Annotated in this window: 12 protein-coding genes; 6 read left to right on the top strand and 6 right to left on the bottom strand. The window is 62.8% G+C overall.

Going from position 1 to position 16,074, the window contains the following annotated elements:
- The first annotated feature begins 7 nt into the window (after positions 1-7).
- From NKJ17_RS18375 to NKJ17_RS18355, 5 genes are all read left to right on the top strand, one after another.
- Positions 8-2,092: an ABC transporter substrate-binding protein gene (locus NKJ17_RS18375; protein WP_352689621.1), complete on the top strand. Its 2,085-nt coding sequence runs from the start codon at positions 8-10 to the stop codon at positions 2,090-2,092.
- A gap of 105 nt (positions 2,093-2,197) precedes the next feature.
- Positions 2,198-3,205 (top strand): ABC transporter permease, encoded by a 1,008-nt coding sequence (locus tag NKJ17_RS18370; RefSeq protein ID WP_352507190.1) that lies wholly within the window; start codon positions 2,198-2,200, stop codon positions 3,203-3,205.
- Position 3,206: 1 nt separating this feature from the next.
- Positions 3,207-4,340: an ABC transporter permease gene (locus tag NKJ17_RS18365; protein ID WP_352507189.1), complete on the top strand. Its 1,134-nt coding sequence runs from the start codon at positions 3,207-3,209 to the stop codon at positions 4,338-4,340.
- A gap of 10 nt (positions 4,341-4,350) precedes the next feature.
- On the top strand, positions 4,351-6,018 hold the full coding sequence (locus NKJ17_RS18360; protein WP_352689631.1) for an ABC transporter ATP-binding protein: 1,668 nt from the start codon (positions 4,351-4,353) through the stop codon (positions 6,016-6,018).
- A 21-nt stretch (positions 6,019-6,039) separates the two neighbouring features.
- On the top strand, positions 6,040-7,410 hold the full coding sequence (locus NKJ17_RS18355) for an alpha-glucosidase/alpha-galactosidase (protein WP_352507188.1): 1,371 nt from the start codon (positions 6,040-6,042) through the stop codon (positions 7,408-7,410).
- Positions 7,411-7,522: 112 nt separating this feature from the next.
- Here the strand turns inward: NKJ17_RS18355 and ftsZ are convergent, their stop codons facing one another.
- Positions 7,523-8,530, bottom strand: a complete 1,008-nt coding sequence (gene ftsZ, locus NKJ17_RS18350; protein WP_023677189.1) for a cell division protein FtsZ — start codon at positions 8,528-8,530, stop codon at positions 7,523-7,525.
- Positions 8,531-8,750: 220 nt separating this feature from the next.
- Entirely contained in the window at positions 8,751-9,869 is a 1,119-nt protein-coding gene (locus tag NKJ17_RS18345) for an NAD(P)/FAD-dependent oxidoreductase (RefSeq protein ID WP_352507187.1), read from the bottom strand.
- Positions 9,870-10,035: 166 nt separating this feature from the next.
- Between NKJ17_RS18345 and NKJ17_RS18340 the strand changes: the two genes are divergently transcribed.
- A complete protein-coding gene (locus NKJ17_RS18340; RefSeq protein ID WP_352507186.1) occupies positions 10,036-11,412 on the top strand; it encodes an aspartate aminotransferase family protein in 1,377 nt (458 codons plus the stop codon).
- A 9-nt stretch (positions 11,413-11,421) separates the two neighbouring features.
- On the opposite strand, the gene NKJ17_RS18335 is transcribed toward NKJ17_RS18340, so the two are convergent.
- The 4 genes from NKJ17_RS18335 to NKJ17_RS18320 form a co-directional block, all read right to left on the bottom strand.
- A complete protein-coding gene (locus tag NKJ17_RS18335) occupies positions 11,422-12,516 on the bottom strand; it encodes an alcohol dehydrogenase family protein (RefSeq protein ID WP_352689620.1) in 1,095 nt (364 codons plus the stop codon).
- A 9-nt stretch (positions 12,517-12,525) separates the two neighbouring features.
- A complete protein-coding gene (locus tag NKJ17_RS18330; RefSeq protein ID WP_352689619.1) occupies positions 12,526-13,905 on the bottom strand; it encodes an aspartate aminotransferase family protein in 1,380 nt (459 codons plus the stop codon).
- Between the two features lie 34 nt (positions 13,906-13,939).
- Positions 13,940-15,433: an NAD-dependent succinate-semialdehyde dehydrogenase gene (locus NKJ17_RS18325; protein WP_352689618.1), complete on the bottom strand. Its 1,494-nt coding sequence runs from the start codon at positions 15,431-15,433 to the stop codon at positions 13,940-13,942.
- A 127-nt stretch (positions 15,434-15,560) separates the two neighbouring features.
- Entirely contained in the window at positions 15,561-16,052 is a 492-nt protein-coding gene (locus NKJ17_RS18320) for an Lrp/AsnC family transcriptional regulator (protein WP_352507182.1), read from the bottom strand.
- Between the last annotated feature and the right edge of the window lie 22 nt (positions 16,053-16,074).

Raw genomic sequence — 16,074 nt, 5'->3', positions numbered from 1 at the left:
AGAGACGATGAGGAATTTCCGAAACATTGGCATTCTCGCCGGGCTGGCGCTTAGCGTCTCGGCCTCGGCCCTGAACGCGTATGCATCCGAGCCGACCGTGCCGCCGGTGCCCGCGCAATTTCCGGCCGAGGGAAAGATCAAGTACGTCGCGCGCGACTCCATCCTGGAGTTCAAGGCACTTCCGGAATACCAGGAACCCGATTGGGTCACCGACAAATACGTCAAGGCAGGCAAGCTGCCGCCGGTCAAGGACCGGTTACCGAAGGAGCCGCTGGTCTTCAAGACCGGCAATATGCCGGACGGCGTCGGTGTCTACGGTGATACGATGCGTCATGTCATCGGCGGCCGGCCGGAGGGCTGGAACTATGGTGCCGGCCAGACGCAGGGCTGGGGCGGCATCGACATCGGCCTTTCCGAATGCCTGACGCGCACCGCGCCGCTGTTCCAGGTCGAGGCCAAGGACACGGAGCCGCTGCCGAACCTCGCCAGGAGCTGGGACTGGTCCAAGGACGGCCACACGCTGACGATGCATCTGGTCGAGGGCGCGAAATGGTCGGACGGCGTTCCGTTCAACGCCGACGATGTGATGTTCTACTGGGACGACGAGGTGATCGACCCTAATGTGTCGCCGCTGAACGGTGCCACGCAGGAGACCTTCGGCGCCGGCACGACGCTGAAGAAAATCGACGACTACACCGTCGAGTGGACGTTCAAGGACGCCTTTCCGAAACAATACCTTTACGCCATGGCTTACGGCACCTTCTGTCCGGGCCCGTCGCATATCCTCAAGCCGCAGCATCCGAAATATTCGAAGAACACCTACGAGCAGTTCAAGAACGCCTTCCCGCCGGAATATATGAACATGCCGGTGATGGGTGCCTGGGTGCCGGTGGCATACCGCCCCGACGACATCATCGTCATGCGTCGCAATCCGTACTATTGGAAGGTCGACGAGAAGGGCAACCAGCTGCCGTATCTCAACGAGTTGCACTACAAATTGTCGACCTGGGCCGACCGCGACGTTCAGGCGGTATCGGGGGCGGGAGACTTCTCCAATCTGGAGCAGCCGGAGAACTTCGTCGCCTCGCTGAAGCGCGCGGCACAAAAGGACGCGCCGGCACGGCTTGCGTTCGGTCCGCGGCTGATCGGCTATAATCTGCGCATGAATTTCTCAGCCAATGGCTGGGGTAACCCCGACGAGCGCGGACAGGCGATACGCGAGCTGAACCGCAACGAGGATTTCCGCAAGGGCGTCACCATGGCGCTCGACCGCAAGGCGCTCGGCGACTCGCTGGTCAAGGGTCCGTTCACTGCCATCTATCCCGGCGGCTTCTCCTCGGGCACGAGCTTCTACGACCGGAAGTCGACGGTCTACTACCCCTTCGATCTCGAAGGCGCCAAGGCGGAACTCGCCAAGGCAGGCCTAAAGGACACGGACGGCGACGGCTTCGTCAATTTTCCTGCCGGCACCGCCGGCGGCAAGAATGTCGAGATCGTGATGCTCGTCAACAACGATTACACCACCGACAAGAGCCTCGCGGAGGGCGTCGTCGGTCAGATGGAGAAGTTAGGTATTCGCGTTGTCCTGAACGGGTTGAACGGTACCCAGCGCGATCAGGCCAATTACTCCGGTCGCTTCGACTGGCTGATAAGGCGCAACGAAACGGAACTCACCTCGGTCGTGCAGAACACCGAGCAACTGGCGCCGGTCGGCCCACGCACCAGCTGGAACCACCGCGCTCCGGAAAACGGCCAGGTAGATCTGATGCCCTTCGAGAAGGACCTTGTCGATATCGTCAACAAGTTTGTCTCGGCGCAGGACAATGACCAGAGGGCCAGCCTGATGAAGCAGTTCCAGAAGATCTCGACGGAACACGTCTATACCGTCGGGCTCACCGAATATCCCGGCGCGCTGATCATCAACAAACGTTTCTCCAATATCCCGCAGGGAACGCCAATCTTCATGTTCAACTGGGCCGAGGACTCGATCGTCCGCGAGCGGGTCTGGGTGGCCGCCGACAAGCAGCAGAAATATGAGCTGTTTCCCGAACAGCTTCCCGGAAAGCCCGGGGACAAGGGTCCGACGAACTGAGTTTCCTCCCCTGACTTGAAAATTCCCGGCCGCGCTGCTGGCGCGGCCGGGACAAAGCCAGCGGTGAGGGATAACTGAGAATCTGAGCGAGGAGCAAAACGGTCGATGCTGCGATTTCTGCTTATGCGCATAGCATGCGCAATACCGGTTCTCGCCATTTTGAGCGTGGTTACCTTCGCGATCATCCAGGCACCGCCGGGTAACTATGCCGACTATATCCGCTTGCAGCTCATCAACCAGGGTGGAGCCTCCTTTGCCGAGGCCGATGCTCAGGCGAAGGCTTACAGCGTGGAGCACGGCCTCGATAAGCCGGTTCCGCTCCAATACCTGAACTGGATCGGCGGCATCATCACCCGCGGCGATTTCGGCCACAGCCTGTATTACAACAAGCCCGTCGCCGACGTGGTTGGCGAGCGGCTGCCGCGCACGCTGCTGCTTGCGCTTGTCTGCCACCTGTTGGCATCGGTGCTGGGCATCGGCTTCGGCATCTGGGCGGCGACCAGGCAGTACAGCTGGATCGACAGTACGCTGTCAGCGATTTCCTTCCTCGGAATGACGGTACCGCGCTTCCTGATGGCGCTGATCATCGTCTATCTGCTGGTCTTCCAGTTTAACGTCTCCGAGATCGGCAGCTTCTTTTCGCCGCAATTTGGCGGGGCGCCGTGGTCCTGGGCGAAGTTCGTCGATCTCGTCCGGCATGTCTGGCCGGTGGTCGCCATCGCGACCTTCGGCGGGCTCGCCTACAACATGCGGGTGATGCGCGGCAATCTGCTCGACACGCTGAACGCGCAATATGTCGAGACCGCTCGCGCCAAGGGCCTCAGCGGCGGTGCGGTCGTCATGCGCCATGCGGTGCCCAATGCGCTGCATCCGCTGGTTATGTATCAGGGCGTGGTGCTGCCCTATATGCTGACCGGCGAGATCGAGACGGCGATCATCTTTGCCCTGCCGACCGTTGGCCCGGCGATCGTCGGCTCGATGGCGGTCGGCGACGTCTATGTCACGGCGACCTTCATGATGGTGCTGTCGGCGACGCTGATCGTTGGCAACATCATCGCCGACATGCTGCTCGTTATGCTCGACCCGCGTGTGCGCCAATATGCAGGGTCCTGAGATGCTTGCCTTCGAGCCCTCGCTGCCGCCACTTGCCGAGGAACCGGCCAAGATCAAGCCGCGCGGCAATGAGAGCTACATCGCGCTCGTCTGGCGCCGCCTGAAACGGTCCTGGACCGGCATGGCCGGGCTCATCCTGGTCGCGTTTCTGGTGCTGCTGGCGGTGTTTGCCGACTTCTTCGCACCGATGGATCCCAAGGTGACCGATGTCGGCTTTGCCCCGCCGCAGATGATGAGCTTCCATGACAAGGATGGCAACTTCGTCTTCCAGCCACGCGTCTATGCCCTGGCGGATTCGGAAGACCTCGACCCGGTTACCTTCCAACCCGTCGTCGGGCCGGACTACGACCATCCGCGGCTGCTCGGCTTCTTCGTCAAGGGAGCGGAGTACAGACTGCTCGGCCTGCTTCCCGCAAACCGGCACTTTTTCGGCTCGACCGACGGCCAGCCGGTGCATTTCCTTGGCACCGACAAATTCGGCCGCGATGTGCTGGCTCGTGCGATCTATGGTTCGCGCATCTCGTTGATGATCGCATTGACGGTGGTCTTCATCGTCACCGTGATCGGTACGACAGTCGGCATGGTGTCGGGCTATTTCGGCGGCACATTCGATGTCTGGGTCCAGCGCTTCGTCGAACTGGTGCTCGCATTTCCGCAATTGCCGCTTTATCTGGCGCTGACGTCGCTTGTTCCGGTGACGGCGCCGACGAATGTCTTCCTGGCCTTCGTGATCGTCGTCATGTCGGCTCTCGGCTGGGCGCAGATGTCGCGCGAGGTGCGCGGCAAGACCTTGGCGCTGGCGCGGATCGACTACGTCCGTGCGGCGATGGCGGTCGGCGCCACCGACGGCCGCATCATCATGCAGCACATTTTCCCAAACGTGATGAGCCACGTCATCGTTGCCGTCACATTGGCGATCCCCAGCGTCGTCCTGCTCGAATCCTTCCTCGGTTTTCTCGGCTTCGCGGTGAAACCGCCGCTGATCTCCTGGGGCCTGATGCTGCAGGACACCGCGACCTATTCGGTCATCGGCACCTATCCCTGGATCCTCTCGCCGGTCGGCTTCGTGCTTATCACCGTCTTCGCGTTCAACGCGCTTGGCGATGGATTGCGCGATGCGGTCGATCCGTATTGAGCGTGACATGATGCAACACGCGCTCGTCAAATCCTTCGCACCTCCTGTCCGGCTCGACCATGACGGCCGTTCGGAAAAACCGGTCATCGATGCCCGCAACATCGCCGTCGATTTCAAGGTCGAGCACGGCATGGTCGAAGCCGTCAAGGACATCTCCTTCCAGCTCTATCGCGGCGAGACGATCGCCATAGTCGGCGAATCAGGATCGGGCAAGTCGGTGACGGCGCGCACCGTCATGGGACTGTTGTCGAAACGCGCGGTCGTGTCGCCGAAATCGACTGTCGAATACAACGGGGCGAACATCCTGAAATTTTCCGAGCGTGCGCGGCGCAAACTGCGCGGCGACCGCATCTCGATGATCTTTCAGGAGCCGATGAGTTCGCTCAACCCGATCTACACGATCGGCAGCCAGATCGTCGAGGCGATACGGGTGCATCGCAAGATGAGCCGCAGGCAGGCCGAAGCAAGAGCGCTCGAGCTGCTGCAGCAGGTACAGATTCCTGAGCCCCAGGCGCGGCTGAAGCAGTACCCGCACCAGCTTTCCGGAGGCCAGCGCCAGCGTGTGATGATCGCGATGGCGCTGGCCAACGATCCCGATGTGCTGATCGCCGATGAGCCGACGACGGCGCTCGACGTCACGGTTCAGGCGCAGATCCTCAATCTCATCCGAAACCTGCAGAAGAAACTGCGCATGGCGGTGATCCTGATCACGCACGACCTGACCGTGGTGCGGCAGTTCTCCGACTATGTCTACGTCATGCAGCATGGGGAGATGCGCGAGCACAATGTGACGGAGAGGCTGTTTGCCGATCCGCAGCATCCCTACACCTGTCACCTGCTTGCCTCCGAGCCGCGCGGCCAGGCAAATCCGTTGCCGGAAGGCGCCGACGTCATTCTTGAAGCCAAGGATGTGCGCGTCTCGTTCATGCTGCGGCATGGCACGTTCATGAGGCCGGATCTGCGCGAACTCGTCGCCGTCGACAGTCTCAGCCTGACCCTTCGGCGGCACGAGACGCTGGGTCTCGTCGGCGAATCCGGATCGGGCAAGACCACCTTCGGCGAGGCGTTGCTCAGGCTCAACACCACGGACAGCGGCGAGATCTATTTCGATGGCCAGCCGATCCATGGCTGTTCACGTTCGCAGATGCGGCCGTTGCGGTCGCGCATGCAGGTCGTCTTCCAGGATCCGTTCTCGTCGCTCAACCCACGCATGACGATCGGCCAGATCATCGAGGAAGGGCTGGTCGTCAACCGAATCGGCGCCACCAGGAACGATCGGATAGAGCGGGTGCGCGAGGCGCTGATCAGCGCCGGCATGCCCGGCGATATCCTGTCGCGCTTCCCGCACGAGTTTTCCGGCGGCCAGCGCCAGCGTATTGCGATTGCCCGCGCCGTCGCGCTCGAACCGGAATTCATCGTACTCGACGAGCCGACATCGGCACTGGATCTCTCCGTCCAGGCGCAGATCATCGAATTGCTGCGCAAGCTGCAGCGCGAACGGGGCCTGAGCTACATCTTCATCTCGCACGACCTCAAGGTCGTTCGGGCGCTGTGCCACCGCGTCATCGTCATGCAGCACGGCAAGATCGTCGAAGAGGGGCCGGTCGACGAAGTCCTGTCCCATCCCAAAACCGCTTACACCGAACGGCTGGTCAAGGCCGCTTTCGAGGTAGCCTGATTGCTTAAGCCGGAGGTCGTTGTGGCAAGAAATCCCAAGGTCGCTTTCATCGGAGCTGGCTCGACGGTGTTCATGAGGAACATCGTCGGCGACATATTGCAGCGTCCGGCCTTATCCGGCGCGACGATCGCACTGATGGACATCAATCCGCAACGGCTCGAGGAAAGCGCAATCGTGGTCGGCAAGCTGATCTCGACGCTCGGCGTGAGGGCCAAAGCCGAAACCTATTCGGACCAGCGCAAGGCGCTGGCGGGCGCCGATTTCGTCGTCGTCGCCTTCCAGATCGGCGGCTACGAGCCCTGCACCGTCACCGACTTCGAAGTTCCGAAGAAATACGGTCTGCGCCAGACCATCGCCGATACGCTCGGTGTCGGCGGCATCATGCGCGGCTTGAGAACCGTGCCGCATCTCTGGAAGATCTGCGAGGACATGCTTGCAGTCTGCCCGCAGGCGATCATGCTGCAATATGTCAACCCGATGGCGATCAACACCTGGGCGATCGCTGAGAAATACCCTGACATCAAGCAGGTGGGCCTCTGCCATTCGGTGCAAGGCACGGCGATGGAACTGGCGCATGACCTCGACATTCCCTACGAGGAGATTCGCTACCGCTCGGCCGGCATCAATCACATGGCCTTCTACCTGAAGTTCGAGCACCGCCAGCTGGATGGCTCCTATCGCAACCTCTACCCGGATCTGCTGCGCGCCTACAGCGAAGGGCGGGCGCCGAAGCCGGGATGGAATCCGCGCTGCCCGAACAGAGTGCGCTACGAGATGCTGAAGCGCCTCGGTTACTTCGTCACCGAGAGCTCCGAACATTTCGCGGAATACACGCCCTATTTCATCAAGGACGGGCGCGACGACCTGATCGAGAAATTCGGTATCCCGCTCGACGAATACCCGAAGCGCTGCATCGAGCAGATCGAACGCTGGAAGGGGCAAGCGGAAGCCTATCGCTCGGCTGACAAGATCGAAGTGGAGCAGTCGAAGGAATATGCGTCCTCGATCATGAACTCGGTCTGGACCGGCGAGCCGTCGGTGATCTACGGCAACGTCCGCAACAACGGCTGCATCACGTCATTGCCATATAATTGCGCGGCCGAGGTGCCATGCCTCGTCGACGCCTCCGGCATTCAACCCACCCTCATCGGCGACCTACCGGTGCAGCTCACCGCGCTGATCCGCACCAATATCAACGTCCAGGAGCTGACGGTCCAGGCGCTGATGACCGAGAATCGCGAGCACATCTATCACGCGGCGATGATGGACCCGCACACGGCGGCCGAGCTCGACCTCGACCAGATATGGTCGCTGGTCGATGATTTGCTGGTTGCGCATGGCAATTGGCTGCCGGCCTGGGCGCGTGGAGCGCGCAGCGTTCGGGCGGCCTGAGTATCGGATACAGCTCGCGAGCAACCGTCGGCTGATAGGAAGTCATCGACGGCGCGCGGCCCTGGTGACGCGAGGCTGGCAGTCGGCTGAGCGAGTTGCACGCGATACGCGTTCAGTTCATGCGAACTTCCGGTTCGGCCAGCAGCGGAATCTCCAGGCCACGCCGCAAGCCGGTCGCTACGACCGATACCCTGAATTTTCCGGCGAGTGCCTTGTCGAAGATGGCGCCGACGATGATGTCGGCATCGTTGTCGACCTCCTCGCGGATGCGGGTAGCGGCTTCGTCGACCTCGAACAGCGTCATGTCCATGCCGCCCGATATCGAGACAAGGACGCCCTTGGCGCCCATCATCGAAGCTTCGTCGAGCAGCGGGTTGGCGATTGCCGCTTCCGCCGCCTTCTTGGCGCGGCCTTCTCCTGCGGCTTCTCCGGTTCCCATCATGGCGCGGCCCATGTCGCGCATCACCGACTTTACATCGGCGAAGTCGAGATTGATCAGGCCTTCCTTGACGATCAGATCGGTGATGCAGCCGACACCCGCATAAAGAACCCGGTCGGCCATGGCGAAGGCGTCGGCGAACGTGGTTCTGGCGTCGGCGATCCTGAACAGGTTCTGGTTGGGGATGACGATGACGGTATCGGCGCTTTCGCGCAGGCGCTCGATGCCCTCGTCGGCAGCGTACATGCGGCGCCTGCCTTCGAAGACAAATGGCTTGGTAACGACGGCGACGGTCAGTATTCCGGCTGCCCGTGCTGCCTGCGCTATGACAGGCGCGGCACCGGTGCCGGTTCCGCCTCCCATGCCGGCGGTCACGAAGCACATATGCGTTCCAGCAAGGTGATCCATGATCTCGTCGATGGATTCCACGGCCGCGGCACGGCCGACCTCGGGCAGGGACCCGGCGCCGAGACCTTCGGTGATATGAGCGCCCAACTGGATCAGCCTCGTTGCCTTCGACATGGCAAGGGCCTGGGCATCGGTGTTGGCGACGATGAACTCCGCGCCCTGCAGGCCTTCGGCGATCATGTTGTTGACGGCGTTGCCGCCGCCGCCGCCGACCCCGACGACGGTGATCTTGGGCCTCATCTCCGAGATTACCGGCCTCGTCGCGGTGTTCATTGCCGTTCTCCCTGGATACGCCGAGTGGTCGCTGGAAGCTTGTTCCGGGCGCACTGCGAAAACTTTGAACCGGGCAGTGCGAATCAGGACAGCCCAGAATGCAGGGAATCAGAGCGCGGAGCGGGCTGCAAGTGCGCGATGTGCCTCATAGGCGACTTGCGCCTGAAAGTTCACGCAATGCGCCTTGATACAGTGCAGATCGTTGCGCGGGCGCCGCACGCTACAAGTTCGGCGCGAGGCACTGCGCGACATGGTCGGCAATCGCCAGGCAGGAGGTCAGGCCGGGGCTTTCGATGCCGAACAGGTTGACCAGGCTATCCACGCCGTGCACCGCCACGTCCTGGATGAAGAAGTCGGCATTGGCCTCACCGGGACCGGACAGTTTTGGCCGGATGCCGCTGTAAGCGGGCTGCAGGCTGTCATCGGCCAGGTCCGGCCAGTATTTGCGGATCTCGCTGTAGAAGCGCTCGCCACGAGCCGGGTCGACGCGATAGTCGAGTTGATCGATCCATTCGACGTCCGGCCCGAAGCGGGTGACGCCGTCGAGATCGACCGTCAGATGAACACCGAGCCCGCCGGGTTCGGGCACCGGATAGACCAATCGCGAGAACGGTGCCCGGCCGATCACCGAAAAATAATTGCCCTTGGCATAATGGAGCTTTGGCACGAATTGCTGATTGAGCCCTTCTAGCGAACCTGCAAGTGCTGCCGCGCCAAGCCCGGCGGCATTGACGAAACGCGGAGTGGTGATTTCGAAGCGCTCGCCGCCTGCAGCGTCCACCGTCTCGAGCACGACGCGGCCCGCTTCGATGCGGCCGGAGGCGATGCGCGTGTTGAGACTAAGTGCCCCCCCGTGCGCTTCGGCATCAGCCAGCAAGGCGAGCATCAGGGCATGGCTGTCGATGATCCCGGTGGCCGGCGACAGCAACGCTGCCGTACACCTAAGGCTGGGCTCCAGCGCATGCGCCTCGGCTTCGCGCAACGGCACCAGGTCGCCGGCGCCGCAAGCGCGTGCATTGGCCCGGATTGAGGCGAGCACCGGCTCCTGTTCGGCATTTGTGGCAACGATGAGCTTGCCGCAGCGCGCGTGCGGGATCGCCCGCTCCTCGCAATAGCGATAGAGTCTTTCCCGGCCGGCCACGCAGAACAGGGCTTTCAGCGATCCAACCGGATAGTGGAGGCCGGCATGGATGACCTCGGAGTTGCGCGAACTTGTCCCGGTGCCGATAGCGTTCTCGGCTTCCAGGACCAGCGTATCGATGCCGCGCTGCGCCATCTCTCGCGCGATCGCCAGGCCTACAACACCGGCGCCGGCGACAATGCAGTCGACATGGTCCACGGTTAGGTCAAGCCGAAGTTCTGCATGCGTCCACCCATCCGCTGGCCCTGTCGAAAGCGCTTGACACTATACCGTTCGAGAAAGATGCATCAAACGGCATAACGCACGGGGACCTGCCGAGCCGGACCGGGGGCAGGACTGTTCCGCGTGCAGCACAGGAGCCGTCATGGACGCACGACCGAATTCACCCGAAGCCCGCGACATAAGCTTTCACATGCATGGCTATACGAATGCGCGCAAGCATCAGGAGTCGGGGCCGCTCGTCATCGAGAAGGGCGACGGCATCTATGTCGAGGACCTTGCCGGCAACCGCTATATCGAGGCGATGGCGGGGCTCTGGAGCGTCGCGGTCGGTTTTTCGGAGAAGCGGCTGGTCGATGCGGCAGTACGGCAAATGTCGAAGCTGCCTTACTATCACGATTTCGGCTCCAAATCGCATTCGCCGCTGATCGATCTCGCCGAGAGACTGGTGCAGATGGCGCCGGTGCCGATGAGCAAGGCGTATTTCACCAATTCCGGTTCCGAGGCCAACGATACGGCCATGAAGATGATCTGGTACCGGTCGAATGCGCTCGGCCAGGCGGCGCGCAAGAAGATCATCAGCCGCAAGAAGGGCTATCACGGCGTCACCATCGCCTCGGCAAGCCTGACCGGACTGCCCAACAACCACACCTCCTTTGACCTGCCGATTGCCAATGTGCTGCATACCTCGACGCCGCACCATTGGCGCGAGGCGCTGCCGGGTGAAAGCGAAGAGCTGTTTTCGACGCGGCTTGCCGACGAGCTGGAAACGCTGATCCTCGCCGAAGGACCGGAAACCATCGCCGCCTTTTTCGGCGAACCGATCATGGGCGCCGGCGGCGTCATCGTTCCGCCTTCCGGCTACTGGGAGAAGATACAGGCGGTGCTGTCGAGATACGACATCCTGCTGGTCGCCGACGAGGTGATCTGCGGCTTCGGCAGAACAGGTGAGATGTTCGGCTCGCAGACCTTCGGCATCAGGCCCGACATCATGGTGCTGTCGAAGCAGATCTCTTCGTCCTATCTGCCGATCTCAGCCCTGCTGATCAACGACAAGGTGTTCGAGCCGATTGCCGACGAAAGCAATCGTATCGGCACCTTCGGCCACGGCTTCACCGGCGGCGGCCATCCTGTTGCGGCAGCGGTCGCGCTCGAGAACCTGAAGCTGATCGAGGAGCGCGACCTTGTCGGCAATGCGCGTGCGGTCGGCGCGCATATGCAGAAGCGGCTGCGCACGCTCGCTTCGCACCCGCTTGTCGGCGAGGTGCGTGGCATCGGCCTGATCGCGGCGGTCGAACTGGTCGGCGACAAGGCGAACAAGGCGCCGTGGGGGAAGACCGGTGAACTGGGCGGGCTCGTCAACGGCTTCATGCAGCAGAACGGCGTCATCTCGCGCAATATGGGCGATGCGCTGGCTTTCTGCCCGCCGCTGATCATCACCGAGCCGCAGGTCGACCAGGTGATCGACGCGTTTGAACGGTCGCTCGAGGCCGCCGCCAAGCAGGTGCGACCACAAAGCTGATCAGGCTATTCAGCGGCCGATGGCATCCGGTACGACCACCAGCTTGCCGACGAAATCCTTGGCGATGAAATCGGCCTGGGCGCGATGGAAATCGGAGAGCTTGTAGACGCCGCCGACCAGCGGCCGGATCTTCTTCTCCTCGATGTAGCGCACGATGCGGCGGAAATCCGCCCGTGTGCCCTGGCTCGAGCCATGCAGTTGGAGCTGTTTCAGATACATGGTGCGCAGATCGAGCTGCACGACCGGGCCGGCAATCGCGCCCGCCGTCGTGTAGCGGCCTTCGGGCCTGAGGATGCGCAGCAGGTCGTTGAAGATCGCGCCGCCGACGAGGTCGGCCACCACGTCGATCGGCCGGCCGCCGGTCGCCTCGTTGACGGCGGCCGGCAGATCGGCAACGCCGCGGGTGATCACCGCCTCGGCGCCGATGTCACGCACGGCCTGTTCCTTGCCCTTGCCGGCAACCGCATAGGGAATGGCGCCGCGTGCCCGCGCCAGCTGCACGATGCCTGAGCCGACGCCGCCCGAGGCGCCGGTGACCAGCACGCGCTCGCCGGCTTTCAATGCGGCGCGTTCCAGCATCTGCTCGCCGGTGAGATAGGCGCAGCAGAAAGTGGCAAGTTCGACGTCGCTCAGATCGGTGCTGACGACATGGGCGTTCTCGGCCGGCACTGTCTGGTACTCGGCATAGCCGCCGTCGCGGCCGTGGCCCATATAGTCGATGTCGGCGAGTGAATCGTCGTCGCGATTGTAGATGGAGAAATCGACCATCACCCGCTCGCCGATGCGGGCCGGCGACACGCCGTCGCCGACGGCAACGATGTTGCCGACCGTGTCGGTGCCCTGGATGCGCGGGAAGGTCAGTGTGTTGCCTTGCCGCCGCCATGTCGAGACGGCGGCTGCATCCTCCTCAGTGCCATAGGCGCCCTGGCGCACCCAGACATCGGTGTTGTTCATGCCGCAAGCGGTGACCTTGACCAGCACCTCGCCCGGAGCGGGCGAGGGCACTTGGACGTCGGTGCGGTAGACGAGCTTTTCCGGCCCGCCGTGCCCGATCAGCTGCACGGCGGCCATGGTGGTGGGGAGGGTTTTGGTCATGGCATTCATGTCGGTTCTTCAGATGCTGGCAAACACGCTCTTCACCGCGTCGGCCGTCTTGGAGACGACGATGTCGGCCTCTTGCCGTGTCAGGCAGAGCGGCGGCGCGAAACCGAGAATGTCGCCCTGCGGCATGGCGCGGCCGATGACGCCGCTTGCCGCAAGGGTGGTCGCGACCTGCGGTCCGATCTTTTGCGAGGCGTCGAAGAACACGCGGTCGTCCCGGTCGGCGACGAACTCGATTGCCGCCAGCATGCCGTCGCCGCGCACCTCGCCAACGTTTTTGTGGCCGCCGACGGCTTTCGTCAGCTCGGCGCGGAAATAGGCGCCGGTCTCGCCGGCGTTCCGCACCAGGTCCATCTCGTCGATCAGTTCCAGGTTGGCGACGCCGGCGGCCACGCAGATCGGATGCGCCGAATAGGTCCAGCCATGGCCGAGCGAGCCGAGCTTGTCGGAGCCTTGGACGAGCACCTGCCACACCTTGTCGGAGACGATGACGCCGGAGAGCGGCGCATAGGCCGAGGTCAGGCCCTTGGCGATGGTGATCAGGTCGGGCTTGATGCCGTAGTGGTCGGAGCCGAACATGGTGCCAAGCCGGCCAAAGCCGGTGACGACCTCGTCGGCGACCAGCAGCACGTCGTATTTCTTCAGCACCGCCTGGATTTTTTCCCAATAGCCGGCCGGCGGCGGCACGATGCCGCCGGTGCCGAGGATCGGCTCGCCGATGAAGGCGGCGACCGTTTCCGGCCCTTCGGCGAGGATCATCTCCTCGAGCTTGTCGGCGCAGTATTGCGAAAACTGCTCTTCACTCAGCGAGCGGTCGGCGCGGCGGAAATAGTAGGGCGCCTCGGTGTGCATGACCGGCGCACGCGGCAGGTCGAAGGCGTTATGGAACAGGTCGAGGCCGGTCAGCGATCCGGTCATGATGCCGGAGCCGTGATAACCGCGCCAGCGCGAGATGATCTTCTTCTTCTCGGACCGGCCGAGCACGTTGTTGTAGTACCAGATCAGCTTGATGTTGGTTTCATTGGCGTCTGAACCGGAGAGCCCGAAATAGACCCTCGACATGCCTTGCGGCGCTCGGTCGATGATCATCTTGGAGAGCGTGATCGACGCCTCGGTGCCGTGCCCGACATAGGCATGGTAATAAGCGAGATTCTTGGCCTGCGCGGCGATGGCGTCGGCGATCTTCTGGCGGCCATAACCGACATTGACGCAGTAGAGTCCGGCGAAGGCATCGATGCTCTTGCGCCCGTTGTTGTCCCAGATGGTGACGCCTTCGCCGCCGGCGATCACACGGGTCGGGCTCTCGCCACGCGCGTGGGTGCCCATATGGGTCGAGGGATGGAAGAAGTGATCGCGGTCCCAGGCGGCGAGTTCGTTTGACTGGTCGAGCATTTTTCTACTCCTGAGGGAAAGTGTCGGGCGCGGCTCACGCCACGTCGAGGCAGAGATATTTGAGATCGGTAAAGGCTTCGAGCCCGTGACGCGAGCCCTCGCGGCCGATGCCGGACTGCTTGACGCCGCCGAAAGGGATCGGCGCGCCGGTGATCTTGACGCGGTTGATGGCGACCATGCCATAGTCGAGCGCGCGGCCCATGCGCAATTGCCTACCGCCGTTTTCGGTGACGACATAGGCGACGAGGCCGTACTCGGTGGCATTGGCGCGGGCGATGACTTCCTCTTCGCTGTCGAAGGGCGTCACGGCAGCAACCGGACCGAAGGTTTCCTCGCGCATGATCAGGGCGTCGTCTCTCACGTCGGCAAGCAGGGTCGCCTGGTAGAACAGCGGCCCGGCGGAATGGCGCTTGCCACCGGTCAGGCAGCGCGCGCCTTTGGCGAGCGCATCGGCCACCTGCTCCTCGACCTTCTTGACGGCGCGTTCGTGCATCAAGGGTCCGATTTCGGTGTCGTCAGCCAGGCCATTGCCGGTCCGCAATGCCTCGACGCGTTTGGCGAAAGCAGCGCAGAACCGATCGTAGAGCGGACGCTGGACATAGATGCGGTTGGCGGCGAGGCAGTCCTGGCCGGAGGTCGCGAATTTGGCGTCGACCGCAATGGCGACAGCCTTGTCGAGATCGGCGTCGGCGAAGACGATCAGCGGCGCATGACCGCCGAGTTCCATCACCAGACGCTTCATCGTCGGCGCAGTCTGCGCGGCGATCAGCCTGCCGATCTCGGTCGAGCCGGTGAAGCTCATGGCGCGAACGCGCGGGTCTTCGCACATCCGCCCAACGATAGTCGAAGCCCTGCCGGTGAGGACGTTGAAAACGCCAGCCGGCAGGCCGGCGCGTTCGCCAAGCTCGGCCAGCGCCAGTGCCGACAGCGGCGTTTCCGAGGAAGGATGCGCGACGATGGTGCAACCGGCGGCAAGGGCGGCAGCCGCCTTGCGGGTCAGCATGGCCGCTGGAAAATTCCACGGCGTGACGACGCCGACGACGCCAAGCGGCTCGCGCCGCACCATCATCTCGGTATCAGGCAGATGGCTGGTGACGCTTTCGGCGTTGAGACGTTTGGCCTCCTCGGCATACCATTCGACAAAAGAGGCGGCATAGTCGATCTCGCCGAGCGATTCCTTCAGCGGCTTGCCTTGTTCGAGCGTCATCAGCAGAGCCAGGTCATTCTTGGCGGCGACGATCAGATCGAACCATTTTCGCAAGATTTTCGACCTTTCCTGCGGCAGCAATGCGCGCCAAGCAGGAAAGGCGCGCGATGCCGCATCGATCGCCAATGTCGTCTGCCGGGCATCGAGCGCGGCAACAAAAGCGACGGTAGATCCGGTGGCCGGATCGGTCACCTCGAAACTCTCCGCGGTCTCGCTCGCGGTCCAGTGGCCAGCGACATAGGCGAGTTCGCGCAGCAGCCGTCGGTCGGCGAGGCGATCAAGTGCTTCATGGCGGTGCGAGCGGGCAAAATGTGCGGACATCATCGGGCTCCCGGTTCGGGTGATGCCGCAAGACTATCTCTGCCGCGCAAACAGAGAGGCTGTTTGCGTGCCTGCACGTAGAGAGATTGTCTCTATTGCCCTGCCCAGCCAGACGATCTCTCCGGCATCAGGAAGATGCCGGCAACAGATCCGCCACTGGCAGCACGCTCTCCTCCTTTACTGTCTTGGTGACGATGTAGGTGAAATAGCGGTCGATGCCGATCTCGCGATCGAGCAGAGTGTCGACCAGTCGCTGATAGGCGTCGATGTCGCGCGCCATCACCTTCAGCAGGTAATCGACGCCGCCGCCAACTGACCAGCAGGCGACGATCTCGGGGATGTCGCGGATGACGCGCTCGAAACGGTCGAAATCGGCCTGGCGGTGGCTAGCCAGCGTCACCTCCATCAGCACGGTAGCGACCGGCGAGATGGCGCGCATGGCGATCCTGGCATGGTAGCCCGAGACAATGCCGGCCTTTTCCAGCTTGCGCAGCCGCATCCAGCACGGCGTCGGCGACAGGCCGACTTTCTCGGCCAGCGCCAGCTTGGTGATGCGCCCGTCGCGCTGGATGGCGTCGAGGATCTTGAGATCGATCGGATCGAGTTTCGCTGCAGCCATGATCGCCCACTTCCAGTGCCCG

It is taken from the genome of Mesorhizobium sp. M0208, assembly GCF_040322015.1.
Classification (GTDB): domain Bacteria; phylum Pseudomonadota; class Alphaproteobacteria; order Rhizobiales; family Rhizobiaceae; genus Mesorhizobium.
The sequence above is the reverse complement of the archived record's forward strand: the minus strand, read 5'-3'. Positions and strand labels throughout refer to the sequence as shown.

What these genes read in the sequence shown, in the direction of transcription:
- NKJ17_RS18375 (WP_352689621.1), top strand. Translation starts at nt 8, where the DNA reads ATGAGGAATTTCCGAAACATTGGCATTCTCGCCGGGCTGGCGCTTAGC.
- NKJ17_RS18370 (WP_352507190.1), top strand. Translation starts at nt 2,198, where the DNA reads ATGCTGCGATTTCTGCTTATGCGCATAGCATGCGCAATACCGGTTCTC.
- NKJ17_RS18365 (WP_352507189.1), top strand. Translation starts at nt 3,207, where the DNA reads ATGCTTGCCTTCGAGCCCTCGCTGCCGCCACTTGCCGAGGAACCGGCC.
- NKJ17_RS18360 (WP_352689631.1), top strand. Translation starts at nt 4,351, where the DNA reads ATGCAACACGCGCTCGTCAAATCCTTCGCACCTCCTGTCCGGCTCGAC.
- ftsZ (WP_023677189.1), bottom strand. Translation starts at nt 8,530, where the DNA reads ATGAACACCGCGACGAGGCCGGTAATCTCGGAGATGAGGCCCAAGATC.
- NKJ17_RS18340 (WP_352507186.1), top strand. Translation starts at nt 10,036, where the DNA reads ATGGACGCACGACCGAATTCACCCGAAGCCCGCGACATAAGCTTTCAC.
- NKJ17_RS18335 (WP_352689620.1), bottom strand. Translation starts at nt 12,516, where the DNA reads ATGAATGCCATGACCAAAACCCTCCCCACCACCATGGCCGCCGTGCAG.
- NKJ17_RS18330 (WP_352689619.1), bottom strand. Translation starts at nt 13,905, where the DNA reads ATGCTCGACCAGTCAAACGAACTCGCCGCCTGGGACCGCGATCACTTC.
- NKJ17_RS18325 (WP_352689618.1), bottom strand. Translation starts at nt 15,433, where the DNA reads ATGTCCGCACATTTTGCCCGCTCGCACCGCCATGAAGCACTTGATCGC.
- NKJ17_RS18320 (WP_352507182.1), bottom strand. Translation starts at nt 16,052, where the DNA reads ATGGCTGCAGCGAAACTCGATCCGATCGATCTCAAGATCCTCGACGCC.